This is a genomic window from Mucilaginibacter sp. McL0603 (genome assembly GCF_049992945.1).
GTDB lineage: Bacteria > Bacteroidota > Bacteroidia > Sphingobacteriales > Sphingobacteriaceae > Mucilaginibacter.
Genome location: NZ_CP188251.1, coordinates 3,656,720 through 3,672,590 on the forward strand (window position 1 = coordinate 3,656,720; position 15,871 = coordinate 3,672,590).

Consider the following 15,871-nt stretch of genomic DNA (forward strand, 5'->3'; position numbering starts at 1 on the left):
GGAATCAGGCCCTTCAATGGTACAAAAAGCGCCCCGTATCTCACCCCGGGACGCATTTTCATCACCAATAAATTTTGATAATGATCAACTAAACCAGATCAATCCCAATTGATCTTTCTTATGTGCATGCACGATAAGGTCTTTGATGTTCTATTCAAAAATCTTTTTGAGATTTTATAAATGACATGATCTTTTTTGATTCTTCAGGGTAAACAGCAATGCGATGTGTTCTGACCATATAGGGTATCGCCATTTTCCCGTCAACGGATTCAACTCTTATCACATTGGATGGTTTTGCAGGCATGTGGCAGTCAATGCAGTTATTTTTTAGGATCGCTCCTGATTGTGTCGGCATTTTACAAAAATTATGATTGGCCTCATTGTGGCATTGCATGCATTTCTGCGAATAAACCGCGAGGTTCAAACTCTCTTTTTCATGTGGGTTATGACAAGTACTGCAATCCATATTGCTCATCAAAAAGCATTTGCTGGATGCAAGCAATCCATTTTGGTTGCCATGTACATCCATTGTTGCCGGATTTGGGTTTTGTGGTGAAAAATCCGGCTCCCTGAATTTTGCTAAGGTATCTCCCTGTTTAAATACAAAAGCAGATATTTGAAACGCTCCTTTATTGCCCGAATGGCATACTGCACAGGCATCCAGTTTTTGTGACCGTGTTAAAGAGCTATAAGTGGTGATATATTTTGCCTTCTTCTCATCCGGGAACTGCGTATGAAAATTAACATGGTTTGCAGCAGGGCCATGGCAGCGTTCGCAATCAATGCCATAGATTAACGACGTGCTGTCAAGCTCGACCGTTTTGTGCGCCATGTTTATACCCGGCTGTGGTATTTCCTTGATGTATGAGCTATGACATTCAAGACAACGCCGTAGTATAGGCCTGTTAAAGTTCATTCGGCCTGAATCATATCCCGGACTGTTTGTCCAGCCGTGCAAAGCTTTAAAATAGGAAATAGGCATCTCAAATAACTGCTTCCCTTTCCAGTACAAATAAGTCTCGGCCTTTACTCCGCCAATAGTAATGTCAAATTTTTCAGCTTCAGTCTTTTTGCCGTTGACATAGGCTACCTGGTACAAATTCCCGTTGTGGTTTTCCATCCTGATCCATTTGTCTTTACTAAAATGGAAAATGTTGGAATTTTGAAGGAAGCTGCCGTGTACGGAATGTATCGATGCCGGCCGCGATGTTTGAAAATGTGCAGTGGTTAAATAAGAATCATAGATATCCTTATGGCACTTAACACAGCTGGCAGAGCCCGCAAACACCGGGTCCCTTGGATCGTTACTTTTCTTATTGCGTAAACAAGCAGTCACAATAAGACTTATTGGGATAAAAAAGATCAGAGTCAAAAAAACAAGCCTCTTAGTACTCATCATTTAAAATATCTTCTGCTTTTCCGGTGCATAGCCCCACTTTCCTAGTTCCAGGTATAAGTAGCAACAGCTCCTGCATTTAATGAACTGGTCACGATTTTATTGTTAAAACTAATATTAAATGTTTGGGTGTTGCCGCCGGTGTTTAATACGATCAACACTTTTGACCCGTCTGTGTTTTTAAAGGCCACATTAGGTAAGGTACTCTGATTATCAGAGGCAATCCTGACTGCACCCGGCCTGACAAATTTTGAGGCATGCGCAATAATATAGTAGGAAACGTTCCTGGTAACGTCAGCGCCGATTGTTAAAGCGCCCTGGCAGGTAGTGCACCCTCCATTGGTATGGGGGCCAAAAGAAGGATCGGAGGCCAGGTTCCATTCGATCACATTTTTGCACCAGTTGCGTGTCGCACCAATGATCACATTGTTGATATGCCAGGACAGATCAGCGCTGAAATTGCCCGTTGATGCTGTGTATATTTCCGTAAAATAGAGATTCTTCGCCGGGAACGTAGTATGAACAGGTGTCAAAGCACTAATGTCACCCGCATAAAGATGAAATGCGGAACCATCGACATATGGATTTGCCGCCGCATCCTGTAAAATAGTCAGCGGATAGTCAGGTCTGTCGGCGTTGTGGTCATACACAATTATTTTGGTGTTTAATCCTGCCACGCTAAACTGGGGCCCAAGGTTGTTTTTCACAAAGCTCTCCTCTTCGCTCGCTTGCATTACCAGGCTTGGATTATTATTAGGATTCAGTGGCTCGTTCTGCGGTGTGACGGCTGTAATCGTGATCCCTTGTGCCTGCATCGCCTGGATGTATTTTACAAAATACCGGGCGTACGCATCGTAGTAAATGGTATTAAGACTACCTGCTGTAAAGCCATTATTTCCGGTAGTATTTACTTTCATCCAGACAGGCGCTGTCCAGGGCGCAGCGACAATCTTTATGGACGGATTAATGGCGATTATTCTTTTTAACACCGGTACCAGGTCCGTCATTTCCTGATCAATGCTGAAATGCGTAAGACCATTATCAATCTGCCCGGCAGGCATATCATCATACGTAAAGTCTGCCGCACTCAAATCGGAAGCTCCGATGCTAATGCGCAGGTAACTTATGCCGATGTGGGTACTATCTGTGGCAAATAATTCTTTTAATAACGCATCGCTTTGTGAAGCGTTTAAATGGTTGAGCAATGTTGCACTACCCCCTGTTAATGCAAATCCGAAACCATCGATCGACTGATAAACCGTGCCCGTATCTACGCCTATGGTCGTATTCTGATTGGTTGTATTATTAAATAATAAACTCAGATTTTGTTTTTGCAGCAACATGGTTTTATCTGGTGTAGTGAGCCACATAGCAACATCAGTTTTAAGTGGTTGAGAAGGGGACGCCGGTGAAGGCTTTGCATTCTCAACTACTTTTTTGCTGCAACTGATTAAAGCTGGCAGAAAGATGGACAATAAACAAATTACCGGTAAAAATAGGGAAGGCTTGCGCGTTGTTAGATTCACTGTTGAGCAAAAAATGATTTGAAAAAGGGGATACCTTTTTAAGTATCCCCCGTGTATTGCATTATTAATAGCCTGGATTTTGTTTCACTTTTGAACCGTTGGTGGTTTCATTTAACGGAATAGGCAAAATCTCGTTAACACCAGCTTTGAAGCCCTTAAAGCTTAAAACACTAGGGGCCATGCCCCACCTAACCAGGTCAAACCAGCGGTGCCCTTCCGTTGCCAGTTCCAAACGTCTTTCGTTGTAGATATTTGGCAAAGTTGCCGGTACTGATGCCAGGGCAACACGTGCGCGCACAGCATCCAAAAGCGCTTGCGCACGGCCCATATTGGTGCCTGCATTTATCAGTGCTTCAGCCTCCATCAGGTAGGTATCCGCCAACCGGATCTCGATATAATCGTTAGGCCAGTTAAGATCTATTATCCCCGTAGTTTGGACATTTTTCATTATCGGAGCATATTTTTGGATAAAATAGCCAGTGTTCTGATAGCTTGGTGAGTAGCTTGTTCCAGTTGCTTTAGTTAAACTATCAATATTGGCAATTGTGTAAGGGTATCTTGGGTCGCCTTTCATTGCTGCGGCTAATTGAGTACTTACCGGATTAAAACCATAGCCTCCACTATAATAGATAGGCCCGGAATAACTTCTTGGACCGATCATTTGGGTATAAATATTCGATTTAAACTGATCCCAATTGCTCCAGGAGTAGTTTTGCTGACCTGAGTGAACCAACTCAAAAATAGACTCGCTGTTGAACTTATTGGATGGACTAAAAATGTCACCATAGTTAGCCAACAACTTATATCCGTAGGTACTTACACCTCCCGGGGTTCCATTTACATCAGCAAATATAGTGGCAGCCTGGGCCCACTTTTTCTCATATAAATATACTTTCCCTAATAATGCTTTAGCAGCACCCTGTGTAACGCGGCCATCTTCTGCTGGAGCAACCGTAACTGGTAGATCTGCAACCGCTGTAGTTAAATCGGCTTCAACCTGTGCATACACAGCTTCAGGAGTGGCTTGTGTAACGTCATAAACTTGTTCCGTAGTTAAAGGAGTTAAAATCAACGGCACATTTTTGAATAACCTAACCAGGTCAAAGTAATAGTGAGCACGTAAAAAGCTAGCTTCGCCTGTGTATCTTTTTAAAAGATCGGCACTTAACCCCGGAACCTTGGGTAACACTTGTAATAATACATCGGTGCGGTTAACTCCCTGGAAATTTATTGCCCAAAACTGGTCTTGCGGACCAACAGCCGGCGTTAACGTATAGTTATTAAACACCTGCCATTGATTTACATCTGATGAGCTGCCCCCCCCTGCAACACAATCATCAGAGCCAGCATTCAGCGCACCGAGCGGATCTGAATAGGTATTATCAATGCCTCCTGTTTCGGTAACAAGCGGGTCGTATGCAGCAACTACACCTGTAAGCGCTTGTGCTGGAGTTGAATAATAATTTGAACCCAGAAACTCGCCTTTGGGTTGCAACTCAAGGAAAGATTTCTTACATGAAGCAACAACTCCTAGTATCCCTACCAAGGGAATGGCTACATATTTTAAATATTTTCTGTTCATTTTCTTTAGGTCTTAAAAATTTACAATGTTATATCAAGGCCAGCCATAAATGTGCGTGCCTGAGGATAGATACCCATATCTACACCGAATTGATTATTATTACCGACACCAATCTCTGGATCGTAACCTTTATAACCTGTAATAGTTACCAGGTTATTACTGCCAATGAATACTCTAACCCGTTGTACATCTGCAGCCTTAAGCCATGTAGCAGGTAAAGTATAACCTATTTGCAAAGTTTTAATGCGGAAGTAGGCACCATTTTGCAAGTAGAAATTGGACGGATTTGTAAAATCACCGCTGCCCGTTGGGTCAGTCATTGTTAAAGCCGGATAATTGCTGTTTGGATTTGACGGCGTCCAGGCATTTAATGCTGCTATAGGATAGTTGGCAGTAGGTATATCTAAGCGACGGTATGCCTGGAAAATTTTGTTACCCCAAACACCCTGGCCGAATAGTTTCAAATCAAACTCATGATAACTAGCACTAAAGTTTACCCCATACGTAAACGTTGGCAGCGGGTTTCCCAAAAAGGTACGGTCATTGGGATCAATTTTACCGTCACCGTTTACATCGGCCCATTTAAAGTCACCCGGTTTTGCATTTGGTTGTATCAATTGCCCACTCGCATTTTTGTAGCTGTTTATTTCAGCCTGTGAGTGGAATACGCCCAGCTCTTCAAAACCATAGAATTCTCCATATGGCTGGCCAGCCGCTACGCGGCCAATTTCATAACTATTGTCTCCCTGCAGAGAACCTGTTTTTTGAAATTGTATCTGGTTACCCAGTGAAGTAACTTCATTATGATTATAAGAAATATTACCGCCAACATTGTACTTGAAGTCGCCAATATGGTTGTTATAGGAGAGAGTCAATTCGATACCTTTATTTTCCATATTCCCGATGTTGGCAAACGGAGAATTAGGGAAACCTGCATATGAAGGAAGCTGAACCGGTTCAAGCATGCCCTGGGTCAGTTTCTTATAAACATCAACCGATACAGTTAAATTGTTTAACAAGGTTGCATCAAATCCTATATTTGCAGTTTTGGTTTCTTCCCATTTTAAGTTGGGATTGGCAGGTGCATTCGGGCTGTAACCGATATTTAAAACTTCGCCGTTTCCAAATACGTAATCATGGCCACTACCGATTGTAGCCGTATACATAAATGGATCCAAAGACATTTCATTACCTACGATACCGTATGAACCGCGTATTTTTAAGAAATCAACGAACGTATCTTTAGGGAACCAGTCTTCTTTAGATAAAACATAACCTAATTCAGCAGAAGGGAATGTTCCATAGACATTAGCACTTCCAAATTTAGATGATCCGTCATGGCGGATGATACCCGTGAATAAATACTTTCCATCATAATCATAAGTTAACCTGCCAAATGTCGAAGCAAGGTGATAGGGCTGGCTGTCGCTGCCGTTTGCAATTGTATTAGCTGCCGGTAATGAAAAATTTGGTGAGGCCTGGTTAAAAGAATCAACCGGTTCGCCTATAAAGGTTCCGCCCAAGGTGCTGCCACTTTCTACCTGCATACTCTGCCCGATCAATACAGTAAAATTATTTTTCCCAAATGATCGTGTATAGGTTACAGTATTATCTATATTAAAAGTGAAGTTTCTGTTGTTGGCTATATACTGCGATGTATTTGACTGGTTGCTTGTACTCGAATTAAGGTAATAAAGAGGAGTAAAGGAATCACTGCCATAAAAAGCTTGCTTACCACTGGCCTGCGACCTGATCTTTAAACCCTTAATTGGGGAAATTTCAACATACACGTTACCCAACAGGTTGTTTGCATAATTGTAATTGCCCAATTGGGTTTGTAAATAAGCTAAAGGGTTTGTTATCTCTTGCCCAACATAATTGGATATTCCATACAATTGACCCTGGCTGTTTCGGACCGCGTATTGATTATTATAATCAGTCGGGTTAGGAGACCCGGCAGGATCATTCTGTATCACCGGAGTTAAAGGGTCAAGGTTTAAAGCCGAACTTAGAGGCCCCCCGAATACACTATTGGTATTTAAACTACTTTGACTGTGGGTATAAGTATATGTGAGATTTTCACCAATTGTCAACCATTTTTTTGCTTTATAGCTTGTATTGATCGTAAAAGTAGCTTTCTTGTAGTTAGATATAGACGGATCAATTATACCCTGCTGGTCAAGATAACCAAACGAGGTGTAATAATTTACATCATCCGTTGCTCCGCTAACACTTAAATTATGATTTTGAATAAGTGCATTGGTAAAAATCTCGTTCTGCCAGTTAGTTCCTGTTCCGAACAACGCCGGATTGGCAAAAGCGGGTGTGTAAGGCGCTCCCTGGTTCCTTGCGTCATTGGCGGCAGCTTCATTTCTTAACGTAGCATACTGTGTTGCATTGGTTAATTGTGGTTTGCTTACCGGGTTTTGGTAACCTACATAGCCATTATAACTTACTTTAGCCGCCCCCTTTCTGCCTTTTTTAGTGGTAACTAAAATTACACCATTGGATGCACGCGACCCATATATTGCCGCAGAAGCATCTTTTAATACGTCTATACTTTCGATATCGTTTGGATTGATGTTGTCAATCCCGCCATTGTCAACTACAACCCCATCGATAACATATAAGGGGTCGCTTTTATTTATTGAAGTAATACCCCTTATTCGGATCGTTGGAGCAGAACCTGGCGCACCTGAGGTTTGCACTACATTAACACCGGATGCACGGCCCTGCAAAGCGTCGTCTATGCGCGTTACCTGCTGATCCTGCAGGTCGCTGGCTTTAACGCTGCTGATTGCTCCTGTTACTGCACTTCTTTTTTGCGTGCCGTAACCAACCACAACCACCTCATTCAGGCCTTTAACATTTTCTACCAGTGTTATAGTGATATTGTTCTGGCTTCCAACGGTTATTTCTTGTGTAGTGTAACCTACAGAGGCAACTACCAGGACCGAACCTGGACCGGCAACATTTATTTTAAAACTTCCATTCAGATCTGCCGCCACGCCGTTAGTTGTGCCTTTTTCCAGGATCGTTGCCCCAATCACCGGCTGGCCGGTTTGATCAAGCACCTTGCCGACAACAGACAGGTCCATCGTGCTTGTATTAACGGTTGCCGAGGCCGGCGCAGATGGCGCAGATGGCGCTGCCGCCGGCGCCTGTGCATTCTTCATTTTGCCAAGAATGATGCTATTTTCAATAATCTGGTAATCAATACCATTATTTTTGAAAACCTGATCAAGCACCTCTTTCATAGGCGCGTTCTGAAAATCTACAGTTATTTTTTGATTGACATCGATTGCGTTTTTGCTGTAAATAAACTTAACATCGTTATTATTCTGCAGATCTGTCAATACATCCAATAAGGTTGTATTCTTAACTGATATACTTACCTTTTTATTCAATACATCCTGGGCCTTTAAAGGGCTGCAATAAGCAACGCCGCTTATCATCAAGGCTATCAGGATCTGGCTAAACGTAATCTTCATGATTTTACCCCAGGGTATAGGCTTTCGTAAATGAAATTTCATTATATTTGATATGTTTCTATTGTTAAAAAAATGAGACAATTACGCCCCGTCACAATCTGATTGTGATGTTATTACGCAGGGCCGATTTAAGCTTAGGAGTGCTCGCAACACTTCTAAGTTTTTTTATTTTTATTTATGCTGATGTTTATGTGGGTGCCTTCTCGTTCATATTGTAAATTATTAGGGTTGGATTAATTGGTTGATATAAGTTCGATTTTATTATTATTGATTCGGTAATTTATATTCAGGGAAGTTTTAAGTGATTCCAGTATTTCAGGCAGGTTAAATCGTTCAAAGTCCCCGTGAAGTATATAATGATTAAGTTTATCATCGGCAAACGACAGATGGACATGAAATTTATCATTCAATACAGGAATTATCTCCCTCAAAGGTCTGTTGTCAAATGACAAACTAACCCGGTTCCATAACTGGAGCGAGGGTTCGTTTACTGTACTTTCCTTCTTCAATATTTGTTGCGATACAGCGTATACCGCTTTCTGATGCGGATAAAGCATTACCCCTTTTTGTAAATTCAACGAATCATTATTGTTCTTATTTTTCGATTTAATATTGACCGATACTTTACCTGTAATGACAGATACTTCCGCTGAATCGCGCTCGTTTCTGTCGTCCACCACGAAACTGGTCCCCCATACTTTGGTTATGATCGAACGGCTGCTGATTACAAAAGGTTGTTTGGGGTTTTTTGTAACCTCAAAAAAACATTCCCCGGACATAGAGATCAGCCTGAGCCTGGTATCGAAAACTTTTGGATACCTGATATAAGCATGCGGGCTCAGCCATACCGTACTATTATCCGGTAAAACTGACTTCAATAATTTATTGGTATTGTTGGTAATATTAATAAACTGCGGAACTTTGGCCTCAACAATCCGGTTGCTTGAAGATTTGCTGCTTTTATGGAAAAACAAAGCTACAGCTATAAACACCGCAATGGCCGCTGCAGCCGAATACCATATACGTAGCGTGCGAACCTTTTTTGGATGGCCTGGCAAAATCTTAACGCTATCCGGTAAATCGATCGTGTTAAGGATCTTATAATATATCCGTTCTTCTAATTCCCTTTCTGCGTCCATATCCAGCCCGGCAATAAAATCAGGATCATTATCAAAGGATGCGTACCATTGTTTAACTAATTGTTTCTCAAATTCGGTACATTCTCCCTTGACATACTTTTCCAGTAAATCGGTGAATTCAGCTTCGTTCATGAAAATAAACTTTAGGCTTATTATTTCCATGACGTTTAAAGAAGGGCTATCCCCTACGTCCTTGTAAAAATTATTTTATTAGCAGAAAAATAAATGCCGGAAGATAGTTACTTAAGCCAAAACGAAGGCGCTTTAACGCTTTAGTAAGATGATTTTCAACGGTTTTTTCTGATATCCCAAGGTGCTGGGCTATTTCTTTATTTGTTTTATGCTGATTACGGCTTAGTTCATATACCGACCGGCATTTATCCGGCAACTGGCTGATCTCGTTCTCAACGGTGTTGGTAAGGTCTTTAAGCATAATCGTATGCTCGGTAGAATAATCAGCTTCGTTATGACCAATTTTGAAATCCTCTCTATATTTCATCCTTATCATCTCCTTCCGGTAATGATCGATAACGTAATGACTGACGCTTACGAAAAGATACCCGCCTACAGTAGTATTGATTTGAAGGTCATGTCTTTTGGCCCACAAATTAGCAAACAGTTCCTGGACAACTTCTTCTGATAGTTCGCGATTTTTTAATCGCTTATAGGCTTCGGAAAACAGTGCCTTCCAATGCCGGATATACAACTCTTTGAACGCGCCGAGCTCATCCGATTTTAATCGTCTGATGAGATCGTCGTCTGAAAGCTTTGTAAAATCCGTCATGCCCATCAACACAGGTCGTAAATGTATTTCCTGCAAAAAGTATTAATCAACAAAACTGTATAAAAACAAAACAAATTCGGTTGATACATTTGTAACCTTTTTGTTAGAAAAGCAGCAAAAGGCCTTTTTTTTCGAAAGTTTTAAAATATTGTGACATTTGACATGGTGCCAAAACCCGCGTTACGTAATTGTATGCAGCAGGCTATTTAACTTCATATTATCATACTAAGAGCTTGTTTAAATTTTGTTCAATAATAATTTTATAGCGGCGGGTTTGACCCTATTTTCAGAAGATTCGGGGCAGGAATTCATAGTTTCTGCAATCATGTCGTTTCATAAATATTTTATAATCAGCCATTTATTACCACTTGCATTTTCTCCGCGTCCGTTTATCCGATATTTTCGGTTCCAATGCCTGCCGCGAGGTCTTCATTTTTTGGCGTTGGGCACGTTATTACGTTTAAGGTCTTTCAACGAAAAAGATTACTGATCTGAAATTTGTCTTCGTTTCCTTTTTAAGTGAGTAACAGCGAATATAGTCACTATAGCGATAAGCGCCCATACCCAGGTATCAAGCGGACAATTATCGGGACCGCCATCTACACCATCACATAAACCCGTGCCGGGGTCTGCTAAAACAACCGTTGTTGACATTAACAGCATTAATGTCAACAATACACTCTTACTCTTATTCCTCATCGTTTTAATCTGTCGCGGGTATATCTTTATCATTGTTTAAAGAACTTACCGTATCCTATCTTTTTCCCTGTTGATTTATCTATAGCGTTTACAAAATAAAAGCCTGGTGGCAGGTTACTTACTTCCTGCTGTATTTTTTGTGTTGATGAAACGGTGAAGTTTTGCATTATCATTCCAATACTATTGGTCACGGTTATATTAATATTATTGCTATATAATTTGCCCAGATCTACCTGTATATACTGGGTTGTAACAGAAGGGTAAACCATAAATAATGTCGACAGGTCGTTGTTGCCCGTATAATTTACCGTAACTCTTTGTGACAATGCACTTATATTATTGGGGTCCGTTTGTACCAGTTGATAGATATTTTGGCCCACAACCGGTGATGTATCTGTAAAGTTGTAATTGGCCGAATAGTTTGACTGGATGTTGCCTATTGCCTTAAATGTCTTGCCGTTATCCGTACTGCGTTGCACAGTAAACTGGGTATAATCAGCTTCAAACGCTGTTTGCCAGTTTACCTGTACTCCTGTGTTAACTTTTTGGGCCGTAAAGCTTAGTAACCGGTAATTATAGCCCGGCACCTTTTGTACACTTAAATAAAAACGGTTATGCGCATAGCTGGCCGGGGTAGTTGTTACGTTAAAACTATATTTAGGGTTATTGACCACATCCAGCGAATCGTTCAGAAACCGGTCCTTCAGATAAATGGTATAGCCATCCTGGCCAAGCCCGGTTTTTATAGGGAACGTAAGGGTATAAACGCCGTAAGCACCAAACTCTGTATATAGCGCAATCTGTTTAATTTGAGGCAGGTCTGGCATATAATTTACGGCAGATCCTAAACTATCTGACGAAAACGAATACAGTATGTTCGCCTGGCCAGAGCTGGACAGGTAATGAGCATCTTCTGCCGGGTCAAAGGTGCTTTTGGCATTTTTGGCAAACATAATATCTGCAGTATTGAAAACCACACTGTCCTCCACCATTTCAATTCTAAGCATAGGCGGCTCTGGCGCTGTTTCTGCAAGGGCAGTTGTCAGGAATGCCGCATTGCTTATCGGTGAAGCGACTTGGGGTGAACTTACACTGAACACAGCTGGCATATTTGCCGTACCAGGATACGGCGCTTTCATAGTTTCTTTAAAAATAACGGTTTGATTGTTGTTTGATGCCTGAATAAAAAAGCCTTCTCCGCTAAGTGCATAACGACTGGCCCCCGTTGGCGGTGTAGCAGCACTTGCGGCATTATATACAACGTATTTAGTAGATGAGCTATTAGTACCGGTTGGTGCATTTTTTACCAGCTGCCAGTAAAACTGATATTTACTGCCATTACCGGAATAAAATAGATTAAGATCTAAGGCTGAAGCAAACGGATTGCCAATCAGGTTAAGGCCTTTTTTTGTGGCATCTGTACTTTTAAAAGATAAAGATGTAGCGGTGCCAGCGGTAGTTCCGGCGCTTGGAGACTGCGCTGTGACTCCTGAATTATAATAAGTTACCGGCGGATTGTTAAATACAGGAATATTGATAGCCGTGCCGGTAGCTTTATAAACAGCGCCAAAAAAATTCAGCGTTGTATTTTCTGCCGCAGGAAAGGGGCTGCTGAAAGCACTGGTACCACCTTTGATAACATTCTGGTTCCCCCTGAAATAAAACATAATGCCTGTTGCTATTGGTACCGGTTGGCTTAAGCTGGCAAATGGCTTAAATTCGTTTCCGGTTATAAGATTGGCATTTACCGTGAGTGGGGCATTTTCATCATACACAAAAACCGATGGACTATTGCCTGTTGATGGCGCATCATTAAATCCATTGGTAGAACCACCCGGACCCGTAATCAGGGTATTTACCTTTAAAGGGTTTAGGTCATAGGTTGTAGCTGATGTATTGGCCACCGGTGAACTCAATAGCATATATCTGCGTGCCCCTCCAGGTATGTAACGCTGTACATTGATACTTCCCGTAACAACTGCGTTTCCTAAATTGCCTATTGAGCCATCACCTATAGAATTGGATAAAATAGTAAGTGTATTTGCGGTTCCGACATTTCCTGCGTTTAGTGTAGCAGATGTAGTAAAATTTATGGTACCTAATGCTGCAATATTATTATTTCCTAATAATTGTACAACAGGAGAATTTGTAGTTTCTATGGTTAAATTATAAAAAACGGTGCCTGTTGGATTATTAGTGTATAGGGTATTTACGGTGCTGCCACCAGATATAGTTTGCGTTCCGGTACCTACCAAATCTAAATTGGTAGCATTAGTTACAAAATCAGCAATAGCACCCGCAGAATTATCAAAATTTCCGGTAAGTGTTAAGTCTCCGCCGTCAACTAACTTTGTGCCTCCTGTAAAGGCTAAATTATAATAATTACCTCCTGATCTACCCACATAAGTATCATTAGAAGTAAAAACTTGTTGTGAGTTTGCTGTAGCGCTATAAATTACAGCTGCGGCTGTTGATCCTGAATTGTTAAAGTCTACCCCCTGATCTGCTGAAAAGGGTAAACTTATAGGATTTACATTATTTAAAATTAATGTATTTGGATGATTAGAATTATTTGCATTAAATCTTCCGCGTGTTGGAAACCCCCAGGCGCCGTTATTTCTGAAAGCTGTGGTTACTGCATTTGTAGACGAAGAAACAATCTGGCCACTTATCGTTACGGTGTTCGCATCTAAATCAAATGCAGGAAAATATGCTACGTTTCCATTAGCACTTGCATTAGAGATAAGATTGACATCTCCTAATATATTGAAATTATTAACCAAAGAACTAATAATAATGCTGTCCTGGGCTAATGTGGCTGAATTTGCCGGGATAAAACTATTCCCAATAGTGACGTTCCGGCAAGTTAAAGTACCGCTTCCGGTTATTTCTGTCCTATACTTAGTGTTATTATTGGTGTTGTTTTGTGTAATATCACCGCCTACCGTTAACGTGTTGTTAATAGTTAATATAACCGTTTTTGCGGTGCCCAATATAATTGCAGCACATAATTGTGGATTACTTACAGTAGGTTGTGAGGTAAATGTTGAAATGCCTATCTGCACTAAATCTGTAGATGCCGGAAGGGTATTAGGAGTCCAGTTAGCAGGGTCCTCCCATGCTGTGCTTGTAGCTCCTGTCCAATCATGAGTAATACTTGCCTGAGCATCAGTGATTTTCGGAACTTGAACTAAAGTTAAAAATAAAACAAGTAATTTAAAAATACGTATTTCCAAAACGAAGCAATAGGCTCCCTTTATACGGTAAAATAATGTTTATGTTTCGATTAAATTAAAAAAAACTTTTCGCATTGATTAAATTATGGAATATCTAAAAGATCAGTTTGAAAAACTTCCCGTTACTATTTTTGCAACCGGCTTTCTTACCGGTCACCAGAGTTAGGCGATTATTTGGTTTTATTTGAAGAGACTTAAAATCAAAAACGCTTTAAATTAATTATTAAAGGCGCTTTTGATTTGTTTTGAAATATAACTTGCGGAGAGGGAGGGAACAACTGGAGATCAGTTGTATCCTATAAATCAACATTTTATATTTTTAATTTTGTTAGGTCACCAAATAAGTCACTCTCAAAACAGACCAAAAATTGCTATTGATTATTGAGTAATAAATAGAAAATTTGCTTTTAAATTTAAGAGTCTGTTTTGAACAAAATAATTTAACAGATTCCAGGCTATGACAAGTTGGAGGGACCATGAACCAATCGATATCTTCTGTCGTATAGTTTTTCAGATCGGCAATTCAATAATCTCTAACGATTTCTTATTTATGCGTGGCCTGACTTTGACTATTTAATGCCCAGCCGATACCAGAGCCAAGTTAATGTATTATTGTTAAAATGAATTTAACAAATTCAAGTCCGGCCGGCATATGTATGCTATTTCTTACCAACCCGGTAAAGCTTGCCGCCATCAGTCACCGCATACAGTGCACCGTCTTTACCCTGAGTTAAGGCCCTGAAGCGTTCGTTCTTATCTGCCAATAACCGTTCCTCTCCTATTATTTTATGACCGCTGATCATCAGCCTGCAGATATGCTGTCCGCTTAAGGCGCCCAGGAAAAGGTTGCCTTTCCATTCGCTAATCACATCGCTGTTATAAAAAGTTATGCCACAAGGTGAGATCACGGGGTCCCAATAGTAAAGCGGCTGTTCCATCCCTTCCTTTTGTTGTATACCGTCGCCCACTTTAGCACCACTGTATTCAATGCCATAGGTGATCACCGGCCATCCGTAATTTTTCCCGGCCTGTATCAAGTTAACTTCGTCACCACCGCGCGGGCCGAACTCCGCTTCCCACAATTCACCGGTCTGGGGATTCCAGGCCAGGCCATCCGGATTACGAAGACCATAGGCGTAAATTTCCGGCAGACTATTGGCTTGCCCTGCAAAGGGGCCGCCTGCGACAGCATTGCCATCTTTGGTCAGGTGAAGTATTTTGCCTATAGCTGCGCTCAGATCCTGCGCTTTCATTCGTATATCGGTGCCGCTGCGTTCGCCGGTGCTTACAAACAAATTGCCCTGCTGGTCGAAAAGGATACGTGACCCATATTGCAAGGTGCCGCTATAAGCAGGCTGCGCTCGATAGATCACCTGCACATTTTCCACTTTAGTTTCGTCGGCAGACAATTTACCTTTGGCGACAGCGAGTAAATAGCCCCCTTGTGCCTGTTGTTCCGCATAATCCCAGTAGATCATTCTGCTGATGCCAAAATCGGGATCGATATTTACGTCGAGCAATCCCCCTTGCCCTGCATTTACAACAGAGGGCAAACCTGTAATTTCTTTCGATAATGATCCGTCCGTATTCAGGATTACTAATTTTCCGCTTTTTTCGCTTATAAGGAAACGGCCATCGGGCAAGTTGCATATTCCCCAGGGCTGGTCAAGTGCTGTATTGATCACCGTCACTAATAAAGCTGTCCTTGTGTGCACACCAGGAGCGCGAGTCTGCCCGGCAAACGACGGTTTGTAGTTGCTGTTGGGCGCTTTTGTTTCTACCGGAGCTGTCGAGCTGGTATCCGGAGTCATAGGCGACACAGTTGCTCTCTTATTATTTTTACATGCACCAAGCATTATAGCTAAGGTTACCATTACCGGCAACACCCTCATATTTAATTGTTTCATTCTTTTAGATCTGCGGTATTAAATAATACTACTATAAATCAGCAAATATGTTTTAAAGGCGGAGATATTAAGACTATTTTATTGATTCGCCCCCCGTTTCGGTTTTATCAT

The 15,871-nt window shown here is 41.3% G+C and carries 9 protein-coding genes; all 9 read right to left on the reverse strand.

What is annotated here, in order from left to right; all coding sequences use genetic code 11:
• Positions 1 to 154 precede the first annotated feature (154 nt).
• The gene (locus ACPPVU_RS16765; protein WP_426667677.1) at positions 155 to 1,336 is read right to left on the reverse strand and encodes a cytochrome c3 family protein; all 1,182 of its coding nucleotides are present in this window, start codon (positions 1,334 to 1,336) and stop codon (positions 155 to 157) included.
• A gap of 104 nt (positions 1,337 to 1,440) precedes the next feature.
• Positions 1,441 to 2,766 carry a glycoside hydrolase family 30 protein gene (locus tag ACPPVU_RS16770; RefSeq protein WP_426667678.1) on the reverse strand — a complete coding sequence of 442 codons (1,326 nt, stop codon included), beginning with the start codon at positions 2,764 to 2,766 and terminating at the stop codon, positions 1,441 to 1,443.
• A 220-nt stretch (positions 2,767 to 2,986) separates the two neighbouring features.
• The gene (locus ACPPVU_RS16775; protein ID WP_426667679.1) at positions 2,987 to 4,504 is read right to left on the reverse strand and encodes a RagB/SusD family nutrient uptake outer membrane protein; all 1,518 of its coding nucleotides are present in this window, start codon (positions 4,502 to 4,504) and stop codon (positions 2,987 to 2,989) included.
• Positions 4,505 to 4,524: 20 nt separating this feature from the next.
• Positions 4,525 to 7,995, reverse strand: a complete 3,471-nt coding sequence (locus tag ACPPVU_RS16780; protein ID WP_426667680.1) for a TonB-dependent receptor — start codon at positions 7,993 to 7,995, stop codon at positions 4,525 to 4,527.
• A gap of 233 nt (positions 7,996 to 8,228) precedes the next feature.
• Positions 8,229 to 9,296: a FecR family protein gene (locus ACPPVU_RS16785; RefSeq protein ID WP_426667681.1), complete on the reverse strand. Its 1,068-nt coding sequence runs from the start codon at positions 9,294 to 9,296 to the stop codon at positions 8,229 to 8,231.
• 40 nt (positions 9,297 to 9,336) lie between these two features.
• Positions 9,337 to 9,918 (reverse strand): RNA polymerase sigma factor, encoded by a 582-nt coding sequence (locus ACPPVU_RS16790; RefSeq protein ID WP_426667682.1) that lies wholly within the window; start codon positions 9,916 to 9,918, stop codon positions 9,337 to 9,339.
• Between the two features lie 483 nt (positions 9,919 to 10,401).
• Positions 10,402 to 10,650, reverse strand: coding sequence for a hypothetical protein (locus tag ACPPVU_RS16795; protein ID WP_426667683.1), 249 nt, complete (start codon positions 10,648 to 10,650; stop codon positions 10,402 to 10,404).
• The gene (locus ACPPVU_RS16800; protein ID WP_426667684.1) at positions 10,647 to 13,853 is read right to left on the reverse strand and encodes a hypothetical protein; all 3,207 of its coding nucleotides are present in this window, start codon (positions 13,851 to 13,853) and stop codon (positions 10,647 to 10,649) included. Before ACPPVU_RS16800 ends, ACPPVU_RS16795 begins: the two co-directional genes overlap by 4 nt.
• Before the next feature lie 659 nt (positions 13,854 to 14,512).
• A complete protein-coding gene (locus tag ACPPVU_RS16805) occupies positions 14,513 to 15,760 on the reverse strand; it encodes a PQQ-dependent sugar dehydrogenase (protein ID WP_426667685.1) in 1,248 nt (415 codons plus the stop codon).
• Positions 15,761 to 15,871 lie beyond the last annotated feature (111 nt).

Coding starts and splice junctions, on each gene's coding strand:
- ACPPVU_RS16805 (WP_426667685.1), bottom strand. CDS start 15,760: ATGAAACAATTAAATATGAGGGTGTTGCCGGTAATGGTAACCTTAGCT.
- ACPPVU_RS16795 (WP_426667683.1), bottom strand. CDS start 10,650: ATGATAAAGATATACCCGCGACAGATTAAAACGATGAGGAATAAGAGT.
- ACPPVU_RS16780 (WP_426667680.1), bottom strand. CDS start 7,995: ATGAAGATTACGTTTAGCCAGATCCTGATAGCCTTGATGATAAGCGGC.
- ACPPVU_RS16785 (WP_426667681.1), bottom strand. CDS start 9,296: ATGGAAATAATAAGCCTAAAGTTTATTTTCATGAACGAAGCTGAATTC.
- ACPPVU_RS16775 (WP_426667679.1), bottom strand. CDS start 4,504: ATGAACAGAAAATATTTAAAATATGTAGCCATTCCCTTGGTAGGGATA.
- ACPPVU_RS16790 (WP_426667682.1), bottom strand. CDS start 9,918: ATGACGGATTTTACAAAGCTTTCAGACGACGATCTCATCAGACGATTA.
- ACPPVU_RS16770 (WP_426667678.1), bottom strand. CDS start 2,766: ATGTGGCTCACTACACCAGATAAAACCATGTTGCTGCAAAAACAAAAT.